Source organism: Bradyrhizobium sp. USDA 3364 (genome assembly GCF_054056355.1).
Map to the genome: position 1 here is coordinate 979,278 of NZ_JBSRYG010000002.1, position 26,449 is coordinate 1,005,726.

A 26,449-nucleotide genomic window follows, 5' to 3' on the forward strand; every position below is an offset into this window, starting at 1 on the left:
CGCCCGCCGTCGGAACGCCTCCAAATGCGAGGTATAATCTTCCGAGCTATTTCATCGGGCAGACTTGTCGACGCGCGTCAGCATGACATAGAGCAGTACGTTGATCAGCAGCCAGATCGCGATCAAGCTGAGGGCAGTGCGCATGGCGATCTCCGTTTCGTGACTGCAAGGATCCGCTGAGACGTTCCGTTCATCATGCGGGCCAGCGCGGGCCGAAAGCACCGCGCCAGCCGCCAGACCTGTATTGTGCCTCTCGTCTGCTACAGAAGCGCAATCCGCCGTGTGCTATTCGCCCCGTCGGTCCCTCTTCGGCACCGGACTGTTAGGCGACCAGAACTAGGTCAAGCTGTCCGGTTCCGGCAGGACCCAGAGTCTGTCCTGCGTATGCCTCAGTGCAGTCAAAGTCTCGGCATCTGTCCGGTACAGTGGCACTTGAGCTTCGTTGGTCCAGCCAAGGCCGAGATGGTGGAACTGATCAGCCGGAACAGTGACGCGGCTTTTGTCCAGTTCGCTAACGTAGTCCGCCGCCCAGTCGTGGATAGTATAGGATTCAATCTTGTCCATCATCGAGCGCCAGCGGGTGACACGCTCCTCAAGCGGCATGTGAATCGCCCTCGAAATAGCGGCTGCGATTTCTTCAGGGTGGTTCGGATCCACCAGAAGTGCTTCGTTCTCGTTGAAGTCTTCAGCTGCGCCCGCAAACTGGGATAGGACCAGCACGCCGGGGTCCTTCGGGTCTTGTGCCGCAACATATTCTTTCGCCACGAGATTCATGCCGTCGCGCAACGGGGTCACGACGCCGACATGGGCGGCGCGGTAAAACCGCGCGAGTGCAGGGTGGCTGAATAGCTCATTCCTGAAGTGAATCGGTCTCCACTCGCTTGTGCCATGCTCGTCGTCATTGACCTGGTCGATAACGCTCACCACGTCCGCCCTGTAGTTTTGATACTCCTCGACGTCGTCGCGTGACGGCGGCGCGATCTGCAACAGCGAGATGCTGTGCGGCTCTGTCCTTAGATGCTGATTGAGCCCTTCGACCCGCTTGTCGATACCCTTGGTGTAATCAAGCCGGTCCACGCCGATCGCAAACTTGGATCCCTCGAAGCTTTGCAATAGTGACGAGACTTTCTTTTGCTCTTCAGGAGAGAGGTCTGCAGCGAGATACTCTGCGAACTGCCTCGGATCGATCCCGATCGGAAATTTTTGAAGTCGCGTCTGGCCTCGCGCTGTGGTCACGACACCATCCCTGCTCTCCAATCCAAAATGGGTTTGCAGGCAGGCCACGAAATTGTTCAGGTCCCGATTCGTCTGAAAGCCCAGCAGATCGTATTCCAGCATCGATTTCATCAGCTCGCGATGGTTGGCTACCCGCGCTATCATGTCGGGCGCCGGCCACGGCGTGTGCAGGAAAAAGCCGGTTGGCCGCTCAATGCCAAGCTTGTGCAGCTCGGCTCCGAGCGAAAATAAATGATAGTCATGCACCCAGAATGCATCCCGATCCCGCAGGTTGAACGCCGCTCGCGCGATGAAATCGTTCGTCTGCCGATAGCTGTCGTAACCCTTCTCGGTGCGCGACATCCGATCGGACAGGGAGTGCAATACCGGCCACAGCGTCGAATTCGAATAATCCCGATAGTAGCCGGCAAAATGCGCCGCCGGCAGATCGAGCCTGGCGATCTGACCTGTACCAATGTCCTCGAGTGGCAGGGGCCGGTCACTCCCGTCGCCGCAGACCTTCGATGAGAACATCCAGACGGCGCCGGAGCGTTCAACGACCGGCTCGAGGGCAGCAGCAAGCCCGCCGGCCTGGGGGTTGTCGGGCTTGAACTCGGCACCGCGGTTCGAAACGACGACCAGCTTCAAGTCAGGTTGCTGGTTGACCACATTCGCCACCTCGTCCGAGGCAATAGAATGGGCGGGACCTGCGCCGGCTGGTTCATCCGGCTCCGGCGGTATCTCGTCCAGCTGCTGGTCAAAAGCGTGCTGGTTTATGGTTTCATCTTGCTGGGCAGCGCCTGATGTATTGCCGTTGCCGTGTCGAGCGCATCATGAATTCGAACCATCTCAAAACTCCGTTTGACGATGTTTGCGTTTGATTCAGTCGCAGATCAGCCCCGAGCGATATCCCCACGGCGCCAGGATGGCAGACCTAGCTTTCGGAAAGCTGACCGATGTCGAGCCAATTGGCCGCAGCGATGCTCTTGTCGAGCGCCATGCGCGACCGTATCGCACGCATCGGTACGCTGGACTGTACGAGGACGCGATGGTGCTCCGGACGGTGTTTCCGCCGCTTGCGCGGCGGCTGAACATCAAGAGTCCGCGGCAACCGCTGGTCAATCGGTGAAATCATTGGTTTTCGTCCCGGTCTTTGCGTTTGTGATAAAGCAAGTCACGGTAACCGCCTCGCATCAGGTGCAGTCCCATCCGGACGAGGCGAATGGTCCGGCTGCGGAGGTCGTGTGTTTTCCAGCCTCGATCGGGCATGCGAGACTTGCCGAACAGGCCTTCAGCGATCGTGCGATAGCTGTTGCCTTCGAGCATCCATCCACGGCACGCAGGCCAAGTATGTGCCGGTTCCGGGTGCCACTCGACTGAGCGAGAGGGGGCCATCCGACACGGCGCTGTTCCAGCGCCAGCCAAAATCCATGAGCAGCCCGCAAACGGACATCGAAGTTGCGGTCGAGCGGCTTTCATCGCGGCGCTTGCCGCGGTAGCGACTTTCGGCAAGCAGGAGATGGATGACCCCATGCCTGGCGAACCGCCTGTTCGGCTCGAGCACACGATAAATACGGAAACCTATTTCGAGAACCTGAGTCGTCGTCGCTTTCTGTCGTTCCTGTTTGGTTACATGGCCTTCCTGACCCTAGTGCTCTACGTCGTTGGTTACGTCTACCTCGTCACTGACAAATATTGGCTATCGGAAGCGGCGCCGACCTGCCGCCCGATCATCTTCCGGGCGTTCTGGTGTGTGTACGTATTCGCCCTGGCGAACCTGCTATCGAACACACTGCTTGGTCTGTTCTATCTGACGGATCGAATTCATCGACCGAACCGGATCGCCCGATGGGGTGCGTCCGATGATGATGCCCAGAGCTGAAATCTCAAGCTCCACGTGCGTGCTCCGATACAGCGGACGGCTGTGGCCGGGAAATCGAAGCCGGAGAGAGCCGCGAACGAATGGGATGGCGGGCCCGATTTTGGCTCGACTGCATCGACATCCGGGACCATTTCCATACCGGCGACGTTGGCTTCGACGGCTTCGAGTGAATTGGCGCGTTCAACCGCGCTACGCTGCGGCGTTTCGGCCTCGTCCGCAAGCTCATCGCGGCCTCCCAAGCTCCGTCCCCAGCGAACTAACGAGTTTGCTGGCAGGACAAAGACTTCGTGCAGCCTTAACACCCGGTATGCGACCGTACGATCAGCTACGATGCAGCTGCGCTGAAAAAATCCCGATCGCGACGACGTAACCGGCCTCCAGCGCTCGACGATCTCAGGAAAACGTCGAGAATCCGGTGAGGATCGACTAACGCCCTGGACCTGCGGAACGCAACGGAAGGACCTTTCGGTATTGCACCGGGGCGTCGCGGGGTGCGTATTCACCCCCCGCTTTTTGGAAGTGGTTGAGTTCGCCGAGGGGATGGACGAGCTGACATGATACGCGGGTTCCGCCGGTGATGGCTGCCTGGCGGAACTCGACCATCTGTCGAGGCAGTTGACGGCACAATATCGTGACTACGAAATCTTGTTCGTCGGCGTCGCCATGCATCTGCTCGGACCGTTTCGCCGTGGCCGTGGTGCCGGGAAACGGCCTTATGGCCACGCCCTACATCCGCGCTCCCAATGCCTCGTCGCTCGAGGACCTCCCCCGCGCCTGCGCTCGTATCATTGCGGGCTGCGCCGCCCTGTCCTGAAGGATCTCGAACCAATAGGCGGCGCGCGAGCTGCGCTCTGGCGCGATCCTGATGCTGTTGGGACAATTTGATCGAGCGGCTTTCCTGTAGAAGGTCACGAGATGCGCCAGCTGCTCAATGGCAGAACAGTGATCGCGCCGACCACGCTCGCGAAGGGGTTGAGGATGCACCCTTGCCGCCAACAGCTAACTGAAAGAACTGAGCCAAACCGTACGGACCGTACCAAAAAAGTGGATTATGCGCGAGATATCATCGATTAAGCAGTAATTCGGCTATGCGCATCGAATAATGTGATGCAGCATTTATTTCTGAGAATGGTCTGCCCCGGCGACGAACGGACATTCCAGAAGCCTCGCGGAGTGGAAGATGGCTGCCGAGCACGATGAAGTGCCCCTCAATGCAATCCGGGCGTTTGTGACCATCGCCCGCGAAGGAAGCGTTACGCGCGCGGCGACGGTCTTGGGGACGACACAGAGTTCGGTCAGCCGCTACCTAGCTGTATTGCAGGGATACTTTGGTACAGATCTCGTGGAACGGCGAGGCCGGCGCAGCGAATTGACTGAATTCGGAAGGCTGTTCGTGAACACCGTTGCCGAACCGCTCGATACTGTCTGCTTTACCGCCAAGAGAATGCGTCGCCGGAGCCAACCAGATGCCAATCGAATTGTGGTCCGCACTTCGCTTTCCACCTTCGCCTGCTCCTTTCTGATTCCAAACCTCCAGGCCTTCTCTGCTGAAACGGGCGGCGTCATCGTGGACGTGATCAGTTCATTGTCTCCGCCAACATCTTCCGACAGTTTCGACATCTTGATTACCCGAGATCTTTCCGTCATTGAACCGGCCGACGATTGGGAAATCTACAATGAGACCCTCGTATGCGTCGGCTCTCCAGGTCACGTCGCAGGAAAAACGCTGTCGATTGCGCGTTCAATGCCACTTCTGAACATCACATCGCGGCCTGACATAATGCCCACATGGCTGAGGGCGATGAACCTGACCGCAAGAGACATAAAGTCGGGGGCACGATACGATCACAATTACCTTGCCCTGCCGGCCGTCATGACCGGAAAATGCCTCCTGGTTGCGCCTGAAATCATTGTCGGTGATCTCGTGCGCGCGGGAGCACTGCACGTGATACCAGGATCCCGCGCGCCAAGCGGTATGCAATATCGGGCCTATGCGGTCGATCGCAGTGACAATCCCGAAATCGCTCGCGCCTTCTGCCGCTGGGTGGCTCGGCTCTGTAAAAAGGCAGCAATTGCAGAAGCCGCCTAACATCGCATCAGGCGATACCACAAACTAGATGAATAGACACAGACACCGAAGCTCAACGTCGCCGAAGCTGATCGTTCGAGCGGCGAATGGTCCAATCCAGCCTGCCCCTTTACTTTACATTGTTCTATAACCCTTCCGCGGTCGCGAACATCGAACTGAAGTAATGCCCAAAGGAAACCGCGCGCAATGATGCCCTCACGAGCTTACCTGCGAGGCGGCATTGTCGGGGCCGCGGCTGCAACGAACCGATCAGCCAAGAGCTTAGGACTTATCGTACTTGCCTTTGCGCTTGTGACGGAGCAATGCGCGATAACCGCCACGGATGAGACGTAACCCCTTCTTGACCAGGCGAATGATCCGGCTGCGAACATCGCTTGTTTTCCAACCTCGATCGGGAATGCGACGCGCGCCGAACAGGCCTTGCGCGATTTCGCGATAGCTGTTTCCTTGCACCCATCCATCTGCTGCACGCAGAGCAAGGATGAGCCAATGCCGGGTCTGGATCGGCAGAGCACGTGGGGAAGGGCCGACGGGACGCTGTTCGAGCGCTCGCCAAAAGCGCTGTGCCGCCTGCGAACGAATGTCGAAATCGCGGTCGAGCGGGAGATCGACGACAATCACTGAGCGTCTCGATGGCAGTTCTCTCAGCCAAAGGCGGTGCTTCGCGCCTCCGAGCGGCACGATGGCATGCCATCCATCTGGCGCCCGACGAAGCTCGCTCCCCGTTAGTTTGCCGAGATCCAAGTTGTACCGTCTGGACGACCTCAAACCGATAACAGGGTGGACGGGCAGCACGGTCGACAACGCCTCGGGCGCCCAGAAAATGGCCTGTTTGTCGAACGCCGTTCGCGGATCCCCGGCGAAACGAAAGCCCCCACTTCCTTCGGAAGCGATCCGTCGTCGCGTCGGATCGTTGGCTGCTGGTCAGGGCCTCATAATCTCTTTCATACTCGAGGTCGCGACGTAGACATTCCCAGGCAATGTCCTCCGCTTCTACCGTCTTGGCGTCAGGATATGCTTGCTTTGATCTCCAGTCAGCGGCTGCCATCGTACTTTTCTTCCCCGCACGTTCATGCAAGGAAATTGCAGCCCACGATTGTGACGATTTCTGGTTGTGCTAATGCAATTGTTCAATGTTGATCTAATCCGTCGATGGAACAATCAACTTTTGCGATTAGAGCTCGGTAGAAATCACGTCCGCTTCAAGTGCGTCGCCTATTCACTCTTCGGCCAACCGCGTCGCAGGAGATGACGATAGCCGTGACGCGCCATCCATTTGGCGCGAGTCAAATGAGTGTCGAAAGCACGGCGCGCGCGATCCGGCTCAAGGACCGGATCAACATCGAGCACAATGCGCGCGACTTCGCGCCAATCTGCATTATCTGCCTGTGCATCGAGAAGGCGCAGGTAGGTAACCACGTGCTGCTCATCGTATGGCGTAAGCTCAGGCGCGCTGGGCGCCACATCTGCGATCTTAGGATCGGCCGACACTGCCTGGAACTCCTAGCAAACTGAAAAACTCTATAGAAATCTGAGTGACGGTAGCCCGCTTCACGGCATCTTGGTACCGGATTGATTGCCCTGGTGTACAAAATGTTCCTCGCAGAAACATCGATTGGAGGCGGTCCATCGGATATTTTGGGGCCTCTTCCGTCGCTTGTTTCGATTTCGCTCGCTCCGACCTCGCCGGTGTTGATTTGACGTGTCCATATCGCTTGGAGCGAGATGAGCAGATTTGCGCCCTGCAGGCCCTTGCTCGCTCGTTGCCCAAGTAGAAATCGACGTGTGGTTTGGTTGACGCACCTGTTGCCTCCACTCGCTGGCCGATGATGGCTGCTCGGTTTGGTCGGCTGGAGAGAACATTGTTCTCGATTTCGAACTCCACGTGAGAAAGTTTGCTGTTTGGTCGCGGCGCCCTGAAGAAAGCCGCGGTAACCCCGGTTAGCCATGCATCTTGCTGCCGCCAAATGGCTGACGAACGGTTCGCGAGCGCGCACTGGCCGAGACCTGGATCGATATGCAGCACGATTCGATCAACCCCTTTCCAGTCCGCGTCGGCGGCTTCCGGATCGAGAAGTCGCCGGCAGGTCACCAGATCCACGCGCCACGGCGCAACAGCACTGAACTATCCGAACCAGGATCAGCGACGGTTGAGTGGTGGGGTCCGGACGATCTTACGCGCGCGCAACAGAGAGACGCAGTTCCGGTTCACAACGAGCGTGAGGCGTCATTTTGTCAAGTATATCGAGGTGCAGTATATCGAGCAAGCGGCATCCTTTCCCGCATGGACTTGCGGGAAACATTCGCCACAAATTTGCGCCGTCTGCGCAATGCGAGGGGATGGTCGCAGGACGAGCTTGCCTTCGAGGCAAAGATAAGCCGGGGCTATTTAAGCCTGCTCGAAAAGGGCGAGTACTACGTCAGTATCAAAATCATAGGTCAACTTGCCGACAAGCTCGAGGTTGAGCCTGCTGAGTTCCTCAAACGGCCCGCAAAGAGCGACCGCTAGGTAGGCACAGCCCAATACTCGTCTTACCCCAATCCATTTTTTCTGGTCTCTTCCCTAACCTTTGAAAGCTGCTCTAAGTGATTTCCTCGTCTTCGCGCGGCTAACATAGAGTCGAGATGGGCTGACGCAGGGGCGCATCGATGTGGTTGGAATGGTCGTGACGATCTCCGTACCGACATGGGCAAGACAAACTTGGGGCGGTTTACGAGGAGACGGAGAGGCGGCTGGTGCTGCCATGACTGATGGCCGGCTTGGCCATTCTCAAGCACACCCACGACCTCCGCGGGCGCTGGCTGGAGACTCCCTGATCCACGAGTGCACCTCGGCAACTGCTCTTACCGGTCTGCACAATCTGATTGTGCAGGCTTCCGAGCGTGCCCGCATGCGTAGACACTGAGGTACTGATCTGTCGGAATCCTGTCGCCAAACCCGCAGCCACGCGCCGGACCTTTCGGCGCAGAAGACGCGGGCAAGAAAGCCGCGATCGACGCTGCGAAGCTCGAGGGCTGACGAGGTTCCCGATATAGGGTCGGTTGGTAGACGACGCCTGATTCAATTCAGGTGGCGCCCAATGGTAGATAATCCGCTGTAAGCAGAGCGGCTGCGCTGATCAGTCGACGCGCGTCAAACACCGTCTTGCCGGCGACGCACAACGAGGCTAGTTCGCCGTATTCCTGCGTCCGCGTCGCAATGATGACGATCTCGGCCCACTCGACCTCGCGCCGCCAGTTAGACGAGAAGCGAATGCGGTTCGCAGCGATTCCGATGGCAAACTTGAAGTTCTCCATCGCGAGCGGGTCGTAACACTTAACGTCCGCTTCGACCCGCAGAAGATCACGAACGATCTTGATCGAGGCGGATTCGCGGATGTCGTCAGTGTCTGGCTTAAAGGAGAGGCCGAGAACCAGGATTCGTCGACCGAACAAAGGCCCGCACTTCCGTTCGAGAGTAGAGACGATCTGGCCCGGCTGCGCGGCGTTCACGTCAAGAACGGCATTGAGCATGTTCATCGGGAAGCCAAGGCTCTCGCCATGGGTGCGCAGCGCCTCTACGTCTTTTGGAAAGCATGACCCGCCGAACCCACAGCCCGGAACGAGATAAGTCAGAATCTGTGGGGCGAGCCGGCCCAAGGGAGTGATCGGCGACCAGCGTTTGTCGAGATGGACGCCGCGCATGACGTCGAGGGCGTCGACGCCGTCTACCGCAGCACAGAGATTTGCGAGCTCGTTCACGATGGATATCTGGGTGGCCAGAATTGCGTTATTGGCGTACTTGATCATTTCGGCCGTGCGGCTGTTCACCCGCACTTTATCGCGATTCGGCGTCCTCTCGTCCTCCTGACCGATCACAATGCGATCGGGCTCCATGAAGTCCTCTATCGCCTCTCCTTCGCGAAGAAACTCTGGATTCATACCCAAGCCGAATGTCCCGAGCTTCTTCCCGGACGAGTGCTTGAGCTCTTGGCGCACCATCGTGTCCGTTGTGCCGGGGATGACGGTGCTCTTCACGACGACCGACAGATGATGAGGAATGGTCGCGAGATAAGCGCCAATCTGGCGAGCGCATTGCCGGACGGCACTAAGATCGATCGCGCCGTTCTCGGACGGTGTGCCGACGGCGATCAAGGCGATTTCCGCCGTCTCAAGCGAGGCGTGAAGGTCGGTGGTGGCCCTAAAGCGGGCCGATGCAAGCACTGACTTGAGCAGTTCAGGGAGGCCACGCTCATGGATATGCGGCACGCCGACGTTAAGCTGCGCGACGACATCGTTCCGCAGATCGACGCAGGTCACGTCGTGTCCGTTCGCCGCGAGGCACACGCCTGAGACGAGGCCCACATAACCGGAGCCGACAATTGCAATGCGCATTACCTCCTCAACTCGTCGTGTAGAAAGGACAGGTAGCGGCGCACGCCCTCATTTACGAGAATCTTGGGAGAGTACCCGAGAATGTCCCGCGCCTTCTTGATCGCGGGGCGGCGCCGGATTGGATTGTCGACAAGATACTCTGCGTCTAAGCTCCTCTCGAAGACGACCGCGCCGCGGCGTCCGAAAAGCTCGAGCGAAGCCTGTTGATAGATCTCGGCAAGGCCGTGGACGGAGATCTCCGGCCTGTCGACCCCGATGTTGAAGTAATCGTACTTCCCATGCAGAAGGCAAAGGAGATAACCCGTGATCGCGTCGGAGATGTAGCAAAACGTGCGGGTCGGGCTACCATCGGAAAGAATGACAATATCGCGTCGATTGATCACGCATCGCGCGAAATCGGCCGGCAGCCGGCGATCGTCGATGCGCATGCCGGGTCCATAATTATTGAAGGGGCGGGCGACAGTGATGGGCATGCCGTACGTCTTGGAGAAGACGTAACACATCGTCTCGCCGAAACGCTTCGATTCGTCGTAGCAGGCCCGCGGGCCCAGGCACGCGACATTGCCGCGGTATTCCTCGTCAGTCGGGATCGCGGCCTTCGCTGGATCGCCATAGATTTCGCTGCTTGAAAAGAACAACAGCCCCTTGAGCCGATCCGAACCCCGATAGAATTCGAGTAGCCGCCGCAGTCCCCAGATGTTCGCGTCGATGGTCTCGACCGGGTACTGCCGATAGAATGTCGGCGAAGCGATCGAGGCCATATGGATGACGTAGTCGGCTGCGTCAGCGGCGTCGACTGTTCGAAGGTCATCTGTGGCGATGTTGAACGCAGGTGTCTCGAGCGCCTCCGGACACTCCGCACGCAGATCAATCAGCCACTGCGGCCGATGCAGGAGAAAGCTGTCGAGCGCGATGATCCGCTTCAGGTCGAGTTCGGACGCTTTCGCGTGAGGTACTGGAGGAAGTAATATCCAAGGAAGCCCGCGCAGCCTGTAACCAGGACCGTTGCCCCTGCGAAGCGTCCTCGCGGCAAGGCCGCATGGATGTGCTCAATATCTTCTTTGACGATGAGGCTGGCTGTCACGAGCGCTCCAAACCAGAGGACTAGCGTTCCTGGCGTTGACCCACGAGGCTCGACCCGATGCCCAAAGCTCTTCGAGCTGATCCTCATTGTGCCGCGTACCACGCAAGCCCGGAAACCGGTGTGACCCCACGAGTAAGCCGGTTCCACCGGCCGACGTTCGTCATCGATAGGTGACATGCTCCGTCGTCCAGATCAATTGCCAACACCGGTAGTTGACCGGAGCACAACATTTGTATCCCCGGATAGAAGTGGAGAACGACGTCGCGGCCAGTCCTAACGATCGGATGCCCTTCGACGAAGTGACTACTCAGCCATGTCGTGTAGCCTTTCAGAATGGAACGGTCTTCGCATCGGCGGAGCCAATTTGTCGGTGACGATTCTCGATCAAGGTCGCGAGCTCGTGCCGCGCGATCTTGACCTGTGGTCAATCAGCAATGTTCGTAAAGGACGTCCACGGCCGCTTCCGGGCCGAACGCTTCGACATCCATTGGTTCACCAGTCTTACGAACGCACGGGATGAGTGGAGGATTGGCGCAGACAACAACGAAGAGCGTCCCCACGGGACGATCGGCAATCGGCCGTCGATTTTGCTGTAAATTGCGTCCGCGCAACCACCCGGCTCGCGTGATACGAGGCATAAACTCTCATTCTGGAGACCACACTTCGGTCTCGCTGTACACCAATGATAGCCACTACCAATATTGGGAGGAGATTGCAGAGCTCAGGCCAGTTAGAGGGACCCCCGCGCGCGCGATCCGGCTCAAGGGCGGGGTCAATACAAACCACAATTCGCGCCAATCCGCGTTATCGGCTTCGGCGTCAAGGAGACGCATATAGGTAACCGGGATCTGCTCGTCGTAGGGCGTGAGTTCAGACAAGCTCAGCGTGTTGAGGTATCATTGGCTTGTTCTCAAACTCATCGGACCCCAAGGTTGAAGGAGATTGGTCGGTACACCTGACGTGCAGAACGCGCGCGTTCATTTTCGTCCGAAACGTACGAACAACTTGAATTGCCTTCTCCGGCCGCATTGTTCCTTTTTCCAGTTCGCGCTAAAGGGGAAGAGAGCCCAAGGACGACAATCCTGAGCTCATACGAAATGATCATCTACAGCGAGCCCGTACTGACGGCGTGCGAGCGTACCACCTGGAACACGACCCTATTGGCGAAATCATGCAGGGCGAGCGCGACGATCTGCCTGCGCGACGGGACGTCGTCTGCCGCGCGCTTGGGCATAATCTCGCGAGTATCTACGGCCGCCGGGCAGCCGTCGACGACGTGGGTTTCGAGTGTCCTACAGGCTAGCTAGCGCCGTGCCGGTTGTGGTCCGCGGCGGGAGCGCCCCATGAGGATCGATTGCGAGGTTCACGCATTCCGACGGGATGCCCGGCGGGCGGCGCCCGTCATCGACGGCTCCTTGGCGCAGCTGGAAAGCGCGGCGCGCGGCTGCGCGATCACTTGGCCATCGTCGAGGCAACGATCCGCAAGTTCAGCCAGTCCTTCTGCCGAGACAGAGCCGAACGCTACATTAAGTGGGTCAGCCCGCGCACCGCGATTGCCTTGATGCTTGGACCGCCCGCTCGGGGCCTTCCAACGGGCCAAATAGCCGGCAACCACGGGGTTCGAGACCGGCGCGATTAGCCGTTGCTGCACCAGCGCGTGTCCGCACACGAGCGTAGAAGACGCGGCGGCGAATGTTCGACGACTAACGGCCATGACTAACGACTTTAGTCTCTCCAGCGCATTGCACATCTGCGCCAACCGATGGCTCGATCACCTCCACGAAGGGATTTCCACGTCCGTTGGTCCGCAAAAGGTTCATCGAGCGCGAAAACCCGCACCCAACCGCAAGGCCTCGAAGCGAGTCTTGCACTTCGCTCCACCAGGCCATCTTGGGTGGATGCATGTTGAGCTGCTCAAGAATACGATCGACTCTCTCCGTCCGCACCGCAGTGAGATCCCGCGATCGAGCATCCTTCATTCGAGGTCCCCTGCCGTGATCGACCGATACTGCTACTAGCTCCAGTTCGTCCGAACAGAGCCATGCAGCTTTCCATCTCGTGCAGCTATCCGATCAGCCAAGAGCCTAGGATCTGTCGTCTCTCCCCTTGCGATGGAACAACGCGCGATAGCCGCCCCGCATGAGATGCAGCCCGGTCTGGACCAGACGGATGGTCCGGCTACGCAGATCATGTGTTTTCCAGCCTTGATTGGGAACGCGATGCATGCCAAACAGACCGTGCGCAATCTTGCGATAGCTGTTTCCTTCCAGCTGCCCATCGACTGCGCGCATGGCGGGGATGAGCCGACGCCGGGTCGGGATCAACAGAGCAAGAGGGAATGGTCCGAGGGGCGCCGTTCAAGCGCTCGCCAAAATCGGTGTGCTGCCTGCAAATGGATGTCGAAGTTGCGGTCGAGCGGCAGGTCAATGGCAATCAATGAGCGGCTCGACGGAAGTTCCTTTAACCAGAGGCGATGCTTCGCTCCGCCGAGCGGCACGATGGCATGCCATCCATCTGACGCATGACGAAGCTCGCTGCCAGCCAGTTTGCCGAAATCCAAGTCATACCGATTGGACGCCGCCGAGCCAATAGCCACGCGGACGGGTAGCACGGTCGACAGCGCTTCGGGCGCCCAGAAAATGGCTTGCTCGCCGAACGTCTTTTGCGGATCAGCCGCAAAACGTCAGCCCCCACTTCCGACGGAACAGATCCACCGTAACGCTGGAATGTTCGCTGCTGACTAAGGCCCCAAAGTCTTTTTGATACTCGCGATCGCGGCGTAGCCACTCCGAGGCCATCTCCACACTTTCTACTGCCTTGGCGTCAGGATAAGCATCCTCTGATCTCCAGTCAGCACCTGGCATCCTGCTCTTTTCAGATGCTCTCAGCGCGCACGCATGCAAAGAGACATTGCGGCCCGACAAATGTGGCGATTTCTGGTTGTGCTCAGGCGATTAGTCAATACTGATGCAGGTACGCGATGGAATGATCTACTTTTGCGATTTGAAAAACTCGCGTGCCGATCAGATGCCTTCACTCTTCACCGTTCGTCCACCCGGGGCGCAGGAGATCACGATAACTGTGACGCGGCGCCCACTTGGCGCGAGCCAGATGACTCTCGAAAGTGAGGCGCGCGCGATCCGGCTCGAGGTTCGGATCAATGCCAAACACAATGCGGACGACGTCTCGCCAATCCCCATGATCGGGTTCGGCATCGAGCAGACGCATGTAGATAATGGCGTGCTGCTCGTCGTATGGCGTGACCTCGGGCGCGCTCGGCGCTAGATCTGCGATCTTCGGGTTGGTCGGCACTGCCTGGAACTCCCACCAAACTGAGGTTATTCACGGCACAATGACCGTCCGATTGTCGCAATCTGCGAAAATTGGTTTTCGGCAGAGATCTCGATTGGGGTCCGTCGTCGGATATCCTGGCGCCCCTGGTTTCGTGGTCTATTTGCACTTCGTTTGCTCCGATTTTGGCCACTATGGATTTGACCACGGTCCATATCGCTCGGAGCGCGGCAGCAGATTTGTTGTCGGGCTAGCGCCTGCTCGATTGTTGCCTACGAGACGGTATCGACGGGCGTGGTTTTGGCGGCAAACTCGTTGCGTGCTCGCTGGCCGATGATTTGGCTGCTCGGTCGAGCCCGCTGACGAGAACGTTGTTCTCAATTTCGAACTTCAGGCGGCAGCTGGCTAGCAAGTGCCTGCCTGAAAAGCCTCGTGCGTCCATCATTACTCTTCCGCGACCATTTTAGACAAAACCAAGGGAGGATCGGTCTTCCGAGCGCGTGCGAATACTGGTGACCTTAATGGCCCGTGGCCTGTAGACTAATCAGAACCACGTGCGCTGATATCCATGATGGCCCGGGGCACAACGCTCCAATCAGAGGCCGGATACATTGATGCAAGACCGCTGCCGCCAATTCGACGAATCTTCTCGCAAACGCACGGCCGGACCATACATAAGGTCAAACGCTTCGCGAATTAACACGCGTGACGTTAGACGGCGCTCGTGGGATGCATACCATCAAGCTCGCAAAATGAGCCTTGAAAGTCCCCTCTGGATTGGGACCATGCTGGAACGACGGCCGATTAAGGTCTCCCAGAAATGTCAAACGCCATCCGGAACTGCCCCCTTTGCGTCATGAAGAACTGCCCCCACCCTCGGGTTCATGGTGTCGGTTGAAGGTTGGCTCCGCCGCTGACGGGACGGAGGGAGGCGGAGCCGACCGGAGGGCCGTCAGCGGCGGGCGGCTTGATGAGGCCGCTCTTTCGCTTGGCGCGAAGCCGGTAGCTGTCGCCGCGGATGGTCAGCACGTGGCTGTGGTGCAAGAGGCGGTCGAGGATCGCGGTGGCGACCACCGGATCGGCGAACACGGTGCCCCATTCGGCAACGCTGCGGTTCGACGTGATCAGCATGGCGCCGGTTTCGTAGCGCCGGCTGACCAGCTGGAAGAACAGATGCGCCGCGTCGGGCTCCAGCGGCAGGTAGCCGAGTTCGTCGACGATCAGCAACTTTGGCTTCGCCAGCGCGAGCAGCTTCTCGTCCAGGCGCCGCTCGCCATGCGCCCTTGGCGAGGCCAGCGACCAGCGTCGTCGCCGTGGTGAACTGCACCGTGTAACCGGCCAGGATCGCCTCGCGCCCGAGCGCGATCGACAAGTGCGTCTTACCGACGCCCGGCGGGCCGAGCAGCAGCACGTTCTCGCCGTTGGCGATCCAACGTGACGCAGCCAGGTCGCGGATCTGCTTCGGATCGATCGACGGCTGCGCCTCGAAGTCGAAGTCCGCAAGGTCCTTCACGGCCGGGAAGTGTGCGAGTTTTAGTGCCATCTCGATGCGGCGATGATCCTTGCGCGCGATCTCGCGCTCGCACAGCAGGGTCAGCGTCTCACGCGCCGACAGGTTAGCGCGCGCCGCCTCGTCGAGCAGGTTGTCGAGTTGGTCGCGAATGCCGGAGAGCTGCAATCGCGCCAGCATGGCGTCGAGCCGATCGATTGGTGCTTCGGTAGCCTTCTTTGTGCGCGCCATCAGAAGCTCCCTCCGATTGCTGCTTCGTATTCGGCAAGAGGACGCAACAACGAGGGCAGTGGAGAAGGCGCCGGCACTGTCGGTGCCGCGATTGCCGGTCGGCAGACCGCGCCATTGCGACCAGCAACCCCGTCGAGGTGGGCGGAATCGACGATCCGCAGCCGGCGCCCCTCCGATTGCCTGTGGATCGCAACCTCCCGCATGCCATGGCGGATGCGCACCTCGCCGGCCGCATCCGTCACCGCCACGCGCTCGCCGATCAGCCGCCACGGCACCGAGTAGCTGTTCGTGTCGATCTCGACGGCGCAATCGTTGCCGACGACGCGGGTCAGTTCGCGCAACAATCCGAACGACGGCTGCCCGCCGAGCGGCTTCAACCGGTGTGCCTCGTCACGCGCAAAGCGAGCGATCGGCGCCTCGCCGGTCGTGCCGTGGATACGCACGTTCGCCACTTCACGCTCCCACTCGGCGAGATGCACCTCGAATGCCACCCAGTTCGCGAAGGAATGCCCTGCGATCGCGTTCTTCTTCACGTAGCCGACGCCATTCTCCGTCTTGCCCTTGGTGCGCGCCCGATACGGCGCGCAGGCACGAGGACGGAAGCCCCAATGCTTCGCGAACGCGATGAGCTTGTCGTTAAACTGGACCGACCGGCTCACCGCGTCGTGGCGCACCACAAGCGCGCGTGGATTGTCCATCAGCACTTCCTCCGGCACGCCGCCGAAGGTCGTGAATGCGCTCTCGAGCCCGGCGAACCAGTGCTCTTGCTTCTCGGCCCGGAACGCACGCACATGCAGCCGCCGCGAATGCCCGAGCGTCGCCACGAACACGAATGCTTTGATCTTCACCCCGCCGATCTCGACCAGGCGCTCGCCGAAGTCGATCTGTAGCTGCCGACCCGGGGGCGTCTCGAACCGCGTCGTCGCCAGCGCTTCGGCCTTCAGCGCCTGACGATAGGGCTGCACGGCGCGTTGCAGCGTTCGCCGACTGACTGCCACGCCTTTCTCGGCCAACAAGTCCTGGCGCACCACATCCGCATTGCCGCGGTGCCGAATGAACCTCTCGCGCAGCCAGCCTTCCAGGCCGTCAAGCCGCTTCGGGCGCTCAGGCGACTGGAACCGCTTCACCCCGCCCGACGCCACGTAGTCCTTCACCGTGTGATGGCTACAGCCCAGCTGCCGCGCAATCCGCTTCAGACCCCACCCGCACGTCCTCAGGCGCAACATCTCCGCCACGTCATCCGGCGTCTTCATCACCTGCCCCCGTGGATCAATCCACGACGAGCCTTCCGTGATTCGTTCCTCGTTCATTCGCTCTCTCCTCGGCTATCCAAGGAGGGGGCAATTCCTCATGACGCCGAGGGGGCAGTTTTCCATGGCGCGCGACACCAGAAAGATCGGCCCCGCCTTTTTGGGTGGGTGGCAAAACCGCGAGACTCTAACTGCCGCTGGATGAAAATTCAGTGGCAGGTCACCAGTTCCACGCCGTTCTGACGAACTGTATTTGGAACCCAATAAGGCCTCCGGCGGGTCATACCGGAGGCCTTCTTGGAGGCAAGTCGAAGTCTATAGCTGAGATTTTAGTCGCGAATTAGATGGTGTCTCAGAAGGTGCGTGTGACGATAAGCTGGGCTCCGATACTGCTTTGGTCCTTCAGTTCATACAAGGCAGCCGGCTTTCCGATGCCCGATTGCAGCGGGAGAGCCACCGTACTTCCGCTCGCGAAATTTTGGTGGAGCATGCTGTACTCGAGCTCTGCCGCAAAGGTCAGATTCTTGACCGGAGTCCAAGCAGTTTTTGTGCCAACAATCCCGTAACTGAAGTCGGGATTACAGCCCCCCATGCCGCTGGAAAGAGCGAGATTGGCAACGAACGCTCCACAGATGTAGCCTTTGGCGGTGCTATTATAGCGCACAAAGCCGATGCCGCCAAAGATGCTCGTAGTCCAGTGCGGATCCCAGTTGTGATTGAAGGCGCCGTTGAAACCATACGTCGTGGTCAACTCTTGCCCGGAGCCTGCAACAAATACAGTATCGGAAACACCAGCAATTCCGACGCTCTGGTAAACACCCGGCAAGCTCGAACTGCCGTACTTAGCGTAGACATTCAGGAGACCATCTTGGAAGTTGTAACGTGAAGCACCATTCGTATACACGCCTGTGAGATTGATCGAGTCACCGGGACCCGTTGGTATGTTTTTGATGGAAAGCGCCAACTGACCAGCCCAGCCCCACTTATCGTCAGGATGACCGGTGAGCTCAGTAGCACCATAGTAGGCCGCATGATTGTCGTGGGCAGCTAATGACGCTTGGAAGAGTCCCCAGGACTGATCAACACGAAGGGCCGCAACAAGGTCTGGAGCCACGGTACCCGCGAGGTCGTTGCCACCATATGTCCCCGTGGCGATACCCGCGGCCGATGCCGCACTCACGTTCCAGACGGCAGTTTGATCATGCTGTACTTGATCCTGTGCTGAGAATGAAAGCGTGATGCCTTTACCGAAATCAGCGGTGTAACTGAACTGGTTGACTTGGTCATAAGCGCTACTGCCGGGAAGTTCAGCGTAGTTTCCGGGATACTCGGCCCATGGCGTAGAGAACTGCGAGGTTGCCTTACCGATTGTGAAACCAGCGAACTGGAGAAAGGCGGTCCACACACCGACCGCACCATAAGCTACCGCACCTGGATTCGCGTTGTTTGGTGCGGAGACGCCACCGATAGACTGATAAACGGTCGAGCCATTGCCAGCCCCGCTGTAGGTACCCGACGTCCACTGAAACAAAACTTCAGCGTAGGTACGAACCGTGCCGTACTCACTTGCAGTACGGGTATCAACGATCGTGAATTCACGAGATCGGAACGTGTAGCCATTGCTATAACGGTTCGCTGCGCCACCCGCTCCGTAATCCGGGTTGAGTCCCATCCCGTTATTGTTCACCTCCATCCAAGCACGTGCATAACCGCCGAACCTGAAACAGGTATCAGTGCCTGGGATGTAATAGAAGCCCGGGCCGTACGACGAGCATATTTTCACGTATTCGATCGCTTTTGCCTTTGCGGGCAGATCAGCTGCCTGCGTCGCCCCCAGCCCGATCAAACTCGCGGCCGTACCGAGTAAAAGAGTCTTCGCCATTTGCATAAAAGTTCCTCCAAACTTGAAGGTGGACAAGTCGCTAACCAGCGACGAACCATCTTCGCCCCCCCGGCCTTTCCAAAACAGAATATACGCGAGAGGTTCCACTCCGCTCGCGAGATCAAAGTTGACAGATAACTTTCACAATTGGTCCGAAACATTCGTACGAAACGTACACTTATCCAGAGCATCCGAAGACCTGTGATCCAACCGCTTCATATTGGTACGACCGGTACCAAGGTATCGATCAAAATTTTGGCTTTCTTTGCTTGGTCACGCGATATGGCGAGATTCAATAGCTTTGCGAGCCCAGACCGAAACGAGATGTGCACCACCCTTTAGCGGCGCGACGTTGCAGTCTTTGGTCGCGAGCCCTGTACGTTTCGAGCAATCCTCTCCCGCCCGTCATCCGGCGTGTCGGAATCGAGCCAGAACGCACTGGTACGTGATGGGTCTTAAAGAGAACTGACTCATGACGGGCGGCGGCGAAGGTGAGACCTCGTATTGCCTCATGGAGGAATGATCCCGAAGAGGTGATCGTCGCCGCATTTATTTTGTTCCCAAGAAGACACCCGCTCGGTACGGGGGAGGCCGGTCGTGAAGCTGGCCGGGGTTGCGTATCGACCTGCCTCCCCCGCACGGATGCGGGCGCTCTCACCGCGCAACCGATGTCTCATCGAACTGCGTAGCATGATGTGCCGATCCAAACAGCAGCGCACTTGCCTGCTCGCTGCGCCAGGATTTGAGACGGCGCTGAAGCGTTCGCAGCAGCTTAGCGTGGGTACGCGCCCGGATATTGCACTTTCAGCCTCCTCAGGAGCCCGGCGACGGCTCGCCACGGCTCGGCTTGAACCGCCCCCGTAGCTGTGGGGACACCTGAACGAGCGGATCAAGGCGGCAACGACCTCGCTTCGCTTAGAGGATCCGCCGGTATCCGTCGAGATGAGCCCTCTCTCCAAACCGCTCGCAAGCTGGCGAGGAACAAGTCGACCGGCGGGACCGCAGTAATAGAATCGCCCGCCGACTTCACGTCGGCAAGGTCGGCCAGACTTTGCTGCGAGCCCGAACCGCATGAGAGTTATGAGGGCTGCCAGCCTCTGCATCAGCGGCGGTCGGCTTGATGAGGCCGTTCTTCCACTTGGCACGGAGCCGATAGTTGTCGCCGCGGATAGTCAGCACGTAGCTGTGGTGCAGGTGCAGGTCGAGGATCGCGGTGGCGACCAGCGGATAGGCGAACACGGTGCCCATTCGGCAACGCCGCGGTTCGACGTGATCAGCATGGCGTCGGTTTCGTAGCGCCGGCTGACCAGCTCGAAGAACAGATGCGCCCCGTCGGGCTCCAGCGGCAGGTCGCCGAGTTCATCGACGATCAACAGCTTTGGCTCCGGCAGCGCGAGCAGTTTCTCGTCCAGGCGCCGCTCGCCATACGCCTTGGCCAGGCCAACGACCAGCGTCGTCGCCGAGGTGAACTGCACCGTGTAACCGGCCAGGATCGCCTCGCGCCCGAGCGCGATCGACAAGTGCGTCTTACCGACGCCCGGCGGGCCGAGCAGCAGCACGTTCTCGCCGTTGGCGATCCAACGTGACGCAGCCAGGTCGCGGATCTGCTTCGGATCGATCGACGGCTGCGCCTCGAAGTCGAAGTCCGCAAGGTCCTTCACGGCCGGGAAGTGTGCGAGTTTTAGTGCCATCTCGATGCGGCGATGATCCTTGCGCGCGATCTCGCCCTCGTACAGTAGGATCAGCGTCTCACGCGCCGACAGGTTCGCGCGCGCGCCGCCTAGTCGAGCAGATTGTCGAGCTGGTCGCGGATGCCGGAGATCTGCAATCGCGCCAGCATGGCGTCAAGCCGATCGATTGATACTTCGGTAGCCGTCATTGTCGAGCGTTGCCACGAACACGATGGCATAGAGAGCGGCGATACGCTCGAGCGCCTCGCTCGCGATCGGGGCAGGACCGTCCTGGACAACGTCGAAGACGCGCCGCCGCAGATGAGCCCAGCAGAAAGCGAGCGTGATCGCCGCGTCAGGCGCGGTTCAGCAATGGTCTTGTAGACGGTATAACCGTTGCATTGCACGATGCAGCGATAGCCGTCGAGCAGCTTGAGGACGCATGGACGGCGCCGCGACCGGGCGCGTAGGCCACTGCCGGCGAATCGGCTCCGGCCCACGGCCGATCGTCGCGCGCGATCGCCCAGAAGAAGCCCTTCTTGTTGCGGCCGCGGCCGGGATCGAGCACCGGTGCTGTGGTCTCGTCGACCGCGATCTTGCTCGTGGTCAGGATGATCTCGCGCAGCCTAAGCCAGAGCGGACGAAGCTCCGCGGCCGCATACCCAAAACGCTAGGACCGGGCGCTTGATGTCGATGCGCTGCGCCGGCAGCGGGCCTGTCGATACAGCGGCAGGTGCCAGGCATATTTGGCGACCAGCACGTGGGCGACCATCGCCTCGGTCGGCAACCCGCCCTTGATCGGCAGCTCCGGTGCCGGCGCCTGAACCACGCCATCCGTGCGGGCCCGACAGGCGTATTTGGGACGATGGGTGACGATCACGCGGAATTGCGCCGGGATGAGGTCGAGTCGCCGTGAGGTCTCCTCACCGATCACCTGCATCGGCGCGCGGCAGCACGGACTGTTGGTATCTTCCGGCGCAATCGTGACGTCGATACGCGGCAGATGGGCCGGAAGCGCACCACGGCCGGCGCGGCGCTGGCGTGCGCCTGCTTCGTCCTTCCTGTCCTGGGCCGCCTCATCGCAGGCAACGGCCTGCTCGATGTCCTCGATCGCCAGCTGCAACTGCTCAGGATTGAGTTTTTCCGAGCGGCGACCGAACTGCGCGCGTTGCAGCTGGCGCGAGAGATGCCGCAGGCGATGCATTTGCGACAGCGCCTGGTCGTGTTCGGCGATCGCATTTTCGCACCTTGCGATCGCCGCGTCGCGCTCTGCGCGTGCCGCCGCAACCAGCGCCTGCAGCACCTCGATGTCGGTCGGAAGCTGTGGTCTCGCTCACGCTCGGCACTCAAGCTGATTCGCGGGCCGTTGTGGAATAGTGCGACCGACGTCGTTCAATTGGTCACGAAGGCGCAACTGGACCTTCGCCGGCAGCCAGCGTGGCGCCGACCGTGCCGCCAGCATGCTGACGATGATCACGACCTGTCGCCTCAACGACGTCGATCCCAACGCCTGGCTCGCCGACGTTCTCGCCCGTATCGCCGATCTTCCCGCTTCGCGCCTGCACGAACTTCTGCCTTGGGAGTGGAAGCTCCTGCGTCAAGTCGACAAGCCCGCCGATCAGTAGGCTGCCTGACCTTCACGCAACGCCATCATAGAGCGCGCCGTGCCCGCGCGCATGCGTCAATCAGGCGGTCTTCGTCGTATGCGCACGGAACTGCGCCCAATATCCTCGTTGCCGATGATGAACAGCCAGCGATGGGGATTTAGGTTCGAGTTCAGAGAGGTGAGATCTCGTAGTCGTAGATGCCATGCGTCCCCCATCCGCCAGCCTTTCGTAGTGAAAGCTATACAGTCGTCGCGCCGAGCGTCGCTGGCGCATTTCTCCGCCTGCGCTACCTCAGGCAAAACCGGAGCCAGGCGCCAACGTCACAGTTAAACCGTCTAGCTCTCTTGTCAGCTCAATCTGGCAAGAAAGCCGGGAGTTCTCTTGGCGGCCCTCCACCACGTCCAGCATCTCGTCTTCGGTTTCACTTCTCGGCTTGAGCTTTGCGGCCCAAAAGTCGTCAACGTATACATGGCAAGTTCCACACGATGCGCATCCACCGCACTGCGCCGTCAGATCAAGGCCTGCATCTCGAATAGCGATCATTAGTGTTGGCGCTGAGACATCATTCAGTTCGATTGTCTCACCCAGTTGGTCTTGCACTATCAATCTCATAAGTTCGAATTCCTTAGAATTTCACATGCAATGGCCCGAACGAGCGGTGCGAGAAAGCGCGGAATCTCGGGGGTTCCTTGCCTTGATCCAAACGCACATTCGGAAGACGGGTGAATAGCGTCTTCAACGTTTCACGTATCATGAGTCGCGCGAGGTGCATGCCCAAGCAGATACGCGGCCCGACGTTGAAGGCCAGGTGGTCAGTCGGCGGCTTCCTTTGCAAGTCCATCGTGTGCGGGCACGCATAGTGCTCTGGATCACGATTCGCAGCTGCGTGCAGGAGACAGATCACGTCGTCACTTTTGATTGTCACCCCCCCAATGAAGACATCCCGATTGGCCTTTCGGAACCGCCACTGAACCGATCCGAGGAGGCGCAATACCTCTTCGACAAATAGGTTGAGAGTGGCGCCTTGATCCTCCGACACGGCTTTGTGCATGACGGGGTCAGACAGGAATAAGTAAATCGCATTGGCAACCGCGTTCGACGTCGTGTCGGCCGCGCCAAGCTCCAATTCTCTTACGAGGGCAAGCACATGGTCTTCGCTAACGTCTTGACCGTATTCCTCCTGAGCGCAGGTCCAGACCTGACTAATAAAATCGGAGCCGCGTTCTTCCTTTCGTTTAGCCACTAGGGGTCGATAAATTTCATTCAGCTTGGCGGACGCAAGCTTTGCCTTCCGGTTCAAATCCTCGTCGGCGTACTTCCTGCCAATACAAGGAACGATGTCGTCGTGCAGCCGCGAAATCTCGGCCATGAGCTCTTCGTCTTTCCAACAAAGTCCAAAGAGTGAACCCATCACCCGATTCGGCACTTCGAGGGCAAGCTCGGATGCAAGCTCCGCGCTACCCCGTTTTACAAAGAGATCAATCAGGTGGTTTATGACTGGTACGACGTGTTCCACTCGATACTTCGGCATGAGCGCTGGGCTCAGAAATTTCAAGTAAAACTGCCGCATACGCACATGCTCGTCTCCGACAACGTAACCAATCTGGACGGGATTTTCAGGAATGTCGCCTTTAATCTCAAACGTCCAACGAGGTGCATCGGTAGGCAGAATTCGATAGTTCTGCTCATCCGTTTCGATTGCTCTGCACACGCCATAGCTCAACGCGAGCCAGCAATTCATTCCGGGATCCCAGACGATCTCACCACGCTTTCGCAACTCTTCGTAAGCGGGAAATGGATCCTCATCTGCAAGCGACAGCATGGACCATTGTCCAGAGTCCGGAGATATTTGAGAGGCGTTCATGTGTTGCCCTTTCAACTTGCAATGGCGACGATGCTAAGCATTAAGATATACCGAGTATACTCTCATGGAATCCGAGGGTCAAGACATGTTCAAGTCCCGGGGCTTGGTGACGAAGCATGTCGTCCCCAACGCTGGCACAACCCCTTCGGGGGCGCGACAGATAAACGACCGGATTGTCGTACGGATCGTCTTCGATGACGGGAAACTCGGACCGGCGCCCGAGTGTGGCCAGATTCCGGCGCGGCAAACAAACGCAAAGCGCTTGACCAGACGGCGCTCCAAAAGGAGCAGCAAAAGTGCACAAAAAAGCCCTGCGTTGCGCAGGTTTGCACGCGAAATGCAGCGGGACGATAAATCCTAACATCAAGCCTAGGATCGACTCGGGCAATGTAGAGCGCCGCAGCGAGGGAATTCCTGAACGATGCTCTGCTTAGAACCGCATTGAATGCAGAACTACGACAGATCGCACCCTTGGACGCTCAAGTGCAGGGTGTACAAAGCGGTCGGCAAACAACCGTGCTGGCAATCGGGTGGCTGATGACATGAATATGGCCTATGCGCGCAATCTGCTTGTACGGATCCCCGAGGGTCATGATTGCGCATTCGGCACGCCTTCTGCACGTATCGCTTGCTCACGTCATGAACGTTTCGGGCAACTTGTACGTGATATGAAATCGTTTGCGCTCTTGGGAGAGCGCAAGGGCATTCTCCCGAAAGTTACAGGATCAGTTCGACTTCCGTTCCCGGATCCGCCGGGCATTTTCGACCAACGGATACCTAGTATATATAGTATCGCAATATAATCGCTCACGCAAGAGCGAAATGAAAATGATGTACTCTTCCTAAATCCTGCGAACGCGAACTTCGATGCCGCTCGGATTGCCTAGCGGCTGCTTCCAACATTTTCGAAGCAACATAGGCGCGAACACCAGTTTGGTATGGTGAGAGATTCCTGCAGACCTCGTCAAGCACTGCGCGTATCAGTGCGTGGTAGCCGCATCCAACATCCGAGGCCTCCACCATCCACTGGCGGTGAAGGATAGTGCGGATCTCCGCTTCGGAAAATTGAAATTTGCTAATTGGACGCAACCTTTTCCTGGTGATCCAATGGACTCTGTGAATGCGGACCGATGACAGCAGGCGGAAAACCCATCGAAGGTCATCCTTCAATTGAATGACGTGCTCCCCCTGAGTCTCAATCGCGAGCTGCATGAGCCTACAAATGCGAAGGAGGCAGGAGTACAGCAGCGGAGGGGATTCGCAAAGGGCTACCCAGGACATGGTTACAATCGCGCATGAAACGGGCTCCGTCGCCCACTGGAGCAGTTCCTCTAGTACCTCATCACGGAGGTTTTGACTCTTTGAGCTCGGCCTAATTTGGCAGCGGGTTTTGGGGGAGGCGCGGCCCATTTTGGCGCGGGCTTTTTTGGTTGTGAACTTCCATTTGATGCGGGCGCGTTCGGCATTGCGCCGCTTCTGCCAGGCCGCGGTTTCGGCGGCGAGCCGGGCGTGGCTGTCGATGCGTCGGTCGAGGCATTGGCGGGCCAGGACGCCGATCTCGATCTTAACCATGTTGAGCCAGCTGGCATGCTTGGGGACGTAGTGGAACTCCGACCGGCGCAGAATGCGTCGTGCTTCGGCGGGTGCGTAGGTCTGGTAGAGCGTGCCGGGCGAATGGGTCGACAGGTTGTCGAGCACCACGCGAATGCGTTCGGCGCGTGGGGATAGTGCAGGTCGGTGAGCTCGCGTATGCAGGCGGCGAAGTCCTTCTGCGGCACGCCGTTCGGTGACCTTTGCGCCAGGGCCGGTGCACATCCAACATCACGAACAGGTTCGCGTTGCCGTTGCGCCGGTACTCGCGGTTGTAGCGTTCGAGCTGGCCTGGCTTGGGTGAGATCGGCTGGCGCACTTCGCCGATGAGCTGGATCGGGCTCCCGTCGAAGCAGACCACCGGTCGTTTCGGATCGGGCGCTTCGGCGTAGAGATCGAGCACATCCTCCATACGGGCGACATAGTCGGCATCGACCTAGGGAATGCACCACATGTCCTTGCGCCACGGCTTGAGATCGCTCTCGGCCAGACGGCGGTGCCCCGTCTCGCCCGACAGGTCCTCATGCGTGGTCATTTGACCATTTCGTCCGCCAACCGCTCCAGCGTCCAACGGGCGCGGCCGGGCGGTGGATTCGAGTAGGCGGTCGCCACCAGCAGGGCTTCTTCTTGCCGCTGAGCTTGCGCTCTGCTCCGGGACGCGGCTCTTCGCTCAGCGCCCGCTCCAGGTCGCCTTCGACAAAGCGCCGCTTGGTCCGGTAGACCATCGAGCCGCTAACCCCGACACTTGTGGCGATGTCCTCGTCACTGAGGCCGGCGTCCGCTGCCAGCAGGATCTGGGCTCGCTTGAGCTTGCGCGCCGCCGGCTGCCGCCGCACGTAAGCTGCATCAGTTCCGCGCGCTCGCTTTGGCTCAGTTCGACCCGATAGCGTACATTCATCCGTGCCTCCTC

18 protein-coding genes and 8 pseudogenes are annotated in these 26,449 nt (G+C 59.1%); 5 read left to right on the forward strand and 21 right to left on the reverse strand.

Translation table 11 applies throughout. The features are described 5' to 3' along the window. Positions 1 to 336: 336 nt before the first annotated feature. Complete coding sequence (locus ACVILL_RS04700; RefSeq protein WP_456728067.1) at positions 337 to 1,884, reverse strand: alpha,alpha-trehalose-phosphate synthase (UDP-forming); 1,548 nt, start codon at positions 1,882 to 1,884, stop codon at positions 337 to 339. A gap of 462 nt (positions 1,885 to 2,346) precedes the next feature. Further along, a complete protein-coding gene (locus tag ACVILL_RS04705; RefSeq protein WP_456728068.1) occupies positions 2,347 to 2,541 on the reverse strand; it encodes a DUF2285 domain-containing protein in 195 nt (64 codons plus the stop codon). Positions 2,542 to 2,746: 205 nt separating this feature from the next. Here ACVILL_RS04705 and ACVILL_RS04710 point away from each other — a divergent pair, with 205 nt between their 5' ends. Both ACVILL_RS04710 and ACVILL_RS04715 read left to right on the forward strand, forming a co-directional pair. Next, on the forward strand, positions 2,747 to 3,097 hold the full coding sequence (locus ACVILL_RS04710) for a hypothetical protein (protein WP_456728069.1): 351 nt from the start codon (positions 2,747 to 2,749) through the stop codon (positions 3,095 to 3,097). A 1,180-nt stretch (positions 3,098 to 4,277) separates the two neighbouring features. Continuing rightward, the gene (locus ACVILL_RS04715; protein WP_456728070.1) at positions 4,278 to 5,186 is read left to right on the forward strand and encodes a LysR family transcriptional regulator; all 909 of its coding nucleotides are present in this window, start codon (positions 4,278 to 4,280) and stop codon (positions 5,184 to 5,186) included. 261 nt (positions 5,187 to 5,447) lie between these two features. On the opposite strand, the gene ACVILL_RS04720 is transcribed toward ACVILL_RS04715, so the two are convergent. From ACVILL_RS04720 to ACVILL_RS04730, 3 genes and pseudogenes are all read right to left on the reverse strand, one after another. Continuing rightward, positions 5,448 to 5,807, reverse strand: a complete 360-nt coding sequence (locus ACVILL_RS04720; protein ID WP_456728071.1) for a DUF2285 domain-containing protein — start codon at positions 5,805 to 5,807, stop codon at positions 5,448 to 5,450. Positions 5,808 to 6,105: 298 nt separating this feature from the next. Further along, a pseudogene (locus ACVILL_RS04725) lies at positions 6,106 to 6,234 on the reverse strand (transcriptional regulator domain-containing protein); the annotation flags it as partial. 167 nt (positions 6,235 to 6,401) lie between these two features. Continuing rightward, positions 6,402 to 6,677 (reverse strand): DNA -binding domain-containing protein, encoded by a 276-nt coding sequence (locus ACVILL_RS04730; RefSeq protein WP_456728072.1) that lies wholly within the window; start codon positions 6,675 to 6,677, stop codon positions 6,402 to 6,404. 526 nt (positions 6,678 to 7,203) lie between these two features. On the opposite strand from ACVILL_RS04730, the gene ACVILL_RS04735 reads away from it, so the two are divergent. Further along, the gene (locus tag ACVILL_RS04735) at positions 7,204 to 7,695 is read left to right on the forward strand and encodes a helix-turn-helix domain-containing protein (RefSeq protein ID WP_456728073.1); all 492 of its coding nucleotides are present in this window, start codon (positions 7,204 to 7,206) and stop codon (positions 7,693 to 7,695) included. A gap of 557 nt (positions 7,696 to 8,252) precedes the next feature. Here the strand turns inward: ACVILL_RS04735 and ACVILL_RS04740 are convergent. Both ACVILL_RS04740 and ACVILL_RS04745 read right to left on the reverse strand, forming a co-directional pair. After that, positions 8,253 to 9,560 carry a UDP-glucose dehydrogenase family protein gene (locus ACVILL_RS04740; RefSeq protein ID WP_456728074.1) on the reverse strand — a complete coding sequence of 436 codons (1,308 nt, stop codon included), beginning with the start codon at positions 9,558 to 9,560 and terminating at the stop codon, positions 8,253 to 8,255. Beyond that, positions 9,560 to 10,549 carry an NAD-dependent epimerase/dehydratase family protein gene (locus ACVILL_RS04745; RefSeq protein ID WP_456734164.1) on the reverse strand — a complete coding sequence of 330 codons (990 nt, stop codon included), beginning with the start codon at positions 10,547 to 10,549 and terminating at the stop codon, positions 9,560 to 9,562. The genes ACVILL_RS04740 and ACVILL_RS04745 overlap by 1 nt, the downstream gene beginning before the upstream one ends. 547 nt (positions 10,550 to 11,096) lie before the next feature. Between ACVILL_RS04745 and ACVILL_RS04750 the strand changes: the two are divergent. Beyond that, positions 11,097 to 11,240 (forward strand): annotated as a pseudogene (locus ACVILL_RS04750) (integrase core domain-containing protein); the annotation flags it as partial. Between the two features lie 148 nt (positions 11,241 to 11,388). Here ACVILL_RS04750 and ACVILL_RS04755 read toward each other — a convergent pair. From ACVILL_RS04755 to ACVILL_RS04805, 11 genes and pseudogenes are all read right to left on the reverse strand, one after another. Further along, a pseudogene (locus ACVILL_RS04755) lies at positions 11,389 to 11,528 on the reverse strand (DUF2285 domain-containing protein); the annotation flags it as partial. 1,200 nt (positions 11,529 to 12,728) lie between these two features. Next, positions 12,729 to 12,935, reverse strand: coding sequence for a DUF2285 domain-containing protein (locus ACVILL_RS04760; protein WP_456728075.1), 207 nt, complete (start codon positions 12,933 to 12,935; stop codon positions 12,729 to 12,731). Between the two features lie 29 nt (positions 12,936 to 12,964). Beyond that, positions 12,965 to 13,204 carry a hypothetical protein gene (locus ACVILL_RS04765; protein WP_456728076.1) on the reverse strand — a complete coding sequence of 80 codons (240 nt, stop codon included), beginning with the start codon at positions 13,202 to 13,204 and terminating at the stop codon, positions 12,965 to 12,967. Between the two features lie 109 nt (positions 13,205 to 13,313). Further along, positions 13,314 to 13,508 carry a transcriptional regulator domain-containing protein gene (locus ACVILL_RS04770; RefSeq protein ID WP_456728077.1) on the reverse strand — a complete coding sequence of 65 codons (195 nt, stop codon included), beginning with the start codon at positions 13,506 to 13,508 and terminating at the stop codon, positions 13,314 to 13,316. 169 nt (positions 13,509 to 13,677) lie between these two features. Further along, positions 13,678 to 13,956: a DUF2285 domain-containing protein gene (locus ACVILL_RS04775; protein ID WP_456728078.1), complete on the reverse strand. Its 279-nt coding sequence runs from the start codon at positions 13,954 to 13,956 to the stop codon at positions 13,678 to 13,680. Between the two features lie 861 nt (positions 13,957 to 14,817). After that, positions 14,818 to 15,676, reverse strand: a pseudogene (gene istB / locus ACVILL_RS04780) (IS21-like element helper ATPase IstB). Next, a complete protein-coding gene (gene istA, locus ACVILL_RS04785) occupies positions 15,676 to 16,986 on the reverse strand; it encodes an IS21 family transposase (protein ID WP_456728079.1) in 1,311 nt (436 codons plus the stop codon). The pseudogene istB (ACVILL_RS04780) and the gene istA overlap by 1 nt, the downstream one beginning before the upstream one ends. Before the next feature lie 292 nt (positions 16,987 to 17,278). Continuing rightward, complete coding sequence (locus tag ACVILL_RS04790) at positions 17,279 to 18,814, reverse strand: porin (RefSeq protein WP_456734165.1); 1,536 nt, start codon at positions 18,812 to 18,814, stop codon at positions 17,279 to 17,281. 1,020 nt (positions 18,815 to 19,834) lie between these two features. Beyond that, a pseudogene (istB, locus tag ACVILL_RS04795) lies at positions 19,835 to 20,687 on the reverse strand (IS21-like element helper ATPase IstB). Next, positions 20,653 to 20,826, reverse strand: coding sequence for an IS66 family transposase (locus tag ACVILL_RS04800; protein ID WP_456734166.1), 174 nt, complete (start codon positions 20,824 to 20,826; stop codon positions 20,653 to 20,655). The pseudogene istB (ACVILL_RS04795) and the gene ACVILL_RS04800 overlap by 35 nt, the downstream one beginning before the upstream one ends. Positions 20,827 to 20,833: 7 nt before the next feature. After that, a pseudogene (locus ACVILL_RS04805) lies at positions 20,834 to 21,682 on the reverse strand (IS66 family transposase). 202 nt (positions 21,683 to 21,884) lie between these two features. On the opposite strand from ACVILL_RS04805, the pseudogene ACVILL_RS04810 reads away from it, so the two are divergent. Next, positions 21,885 to 22,103, forward strand: a pseudogene (locus ACVILL_RS04810) (transposase domain-containing protein); the annotation flags it as partial. Positions 22,104 to 22,376: 273 nt separating this feature from the next. On the opposite strand, the gene ACVILL_RS04815 reads toward ACVILL_RS04810, so the two are convergent. The 3 genes and pseudogenes from ACVILL_RS04815 to ACVILL_RS04825 form a co-directional block, all read right to left on the reverse strand. Next, positions 22,377 to 22,685: a 2Fe-2S iron-sulfur cluster-binding protein gene (locus ACVILL_RS04815; RefSeq protein WP_456728080.1), complete on the reverse strand. Its 309-nt coding sequence runs from the start codon at positions 22,683 to 22,685 to the stop codon at positions 22,377 to 22,379. A gap of 25 nt (positions 22,686 to 22,710) precedes the next feature. Continuing rightward, positions 22,711 to 23,907, reverse strand: a complete 1,197-nt coding sequence (locus ACVILL_RS04820; RefSeq protein ID WP_456728081.1) for a cytochrome P450 — start codon at positions 23,905 to 23,907, stop codon at positions 22,711 to 22,713. Between the two features lie 1,434 nt (positions 23,908 to 25,341). Then, positions 25,342 to 26,437 (reverse strand): annotated as a pseudogene (locus ACVILL_RS04825) (IS630 family transposase); the annotation flags it as partial. Positions 26,438 to 26,449 lie beyond the last annotated feature (12 nt).

Bases quoted from the DNA above. Each gene is read 5' to 3' on its own strand.
- ACVILL_RS04705 (WP_456728068.1), bottom strand. From the start codon at position 2,541: ATGCTCGAAGGCAACAGCTATCGCACGATCGCTGAAGGCCTGTTCGGC.
- ACVILL_RS04710 (WP_456728069.1), top strand. From the start codon at position 2,747: ATGCCTGGCGAACCGCCTGTTCGGCTCGAGCACACGATAAATACGGAA.
- ACVILL_RS04715 (WP_456728070.1), top strand. From the start codon at position 4,278: ATGGCTGCCGAGCACGATGAAGTGCCCCTCAATGCAATCCGGGCGTTT.
- ACVILL_RS04735 (WP_456728073.1), top strand. From the start codon at position 7,204: ATGCAGCACGATTCGATCAACCCCTTTCCAGTCCGCGTCGGCGGCTTC.
- ACVILL_RS04740 (WP_456728074.1), bottom strand. From the start codon at position 9,560: ATGCGCATTGCAATTGTCGGCTCCGGTTATGTGGGCCTCGTCTCAGGC.
- ACVILL_RS04760 (WP_456728075.1), bottom strand. From the start codon at position 12,935: ATGCGCGCAGTCGATGGGCAGCTGGAAGGAAACAGCTATCGCAAGATT.
- ACVILL_RS04770 (WP_456728077.1), bottom strand. From the start codon at position 13,508: ATGCCAGGTGCTGACTGGAGATCAGAGGATGCTTATCCTGACGCCAAG.
- istA (WP_456728079.1), bottom strand. From the start codon at position 16,986: ATGAACGAGGAACGAATCACGGAAGGCTCGTCGTGGATTGATCCACGG.
- ACVILL_RS04790 (WP_456734165.1), bottom strand. From the start codon at position 18,814: ATGCAAATGGCGAAGACTCTTTTACTCGGTACGGCCGCGAGTTTGATC.
- ACVILL_RS04820 (WP_456728081.1), bottom strand. From the start codon at position 23,907: ATGCTGTCGCTTGCAGATGAGGATCCATTTCCCGCTTACGAAGAGTTG.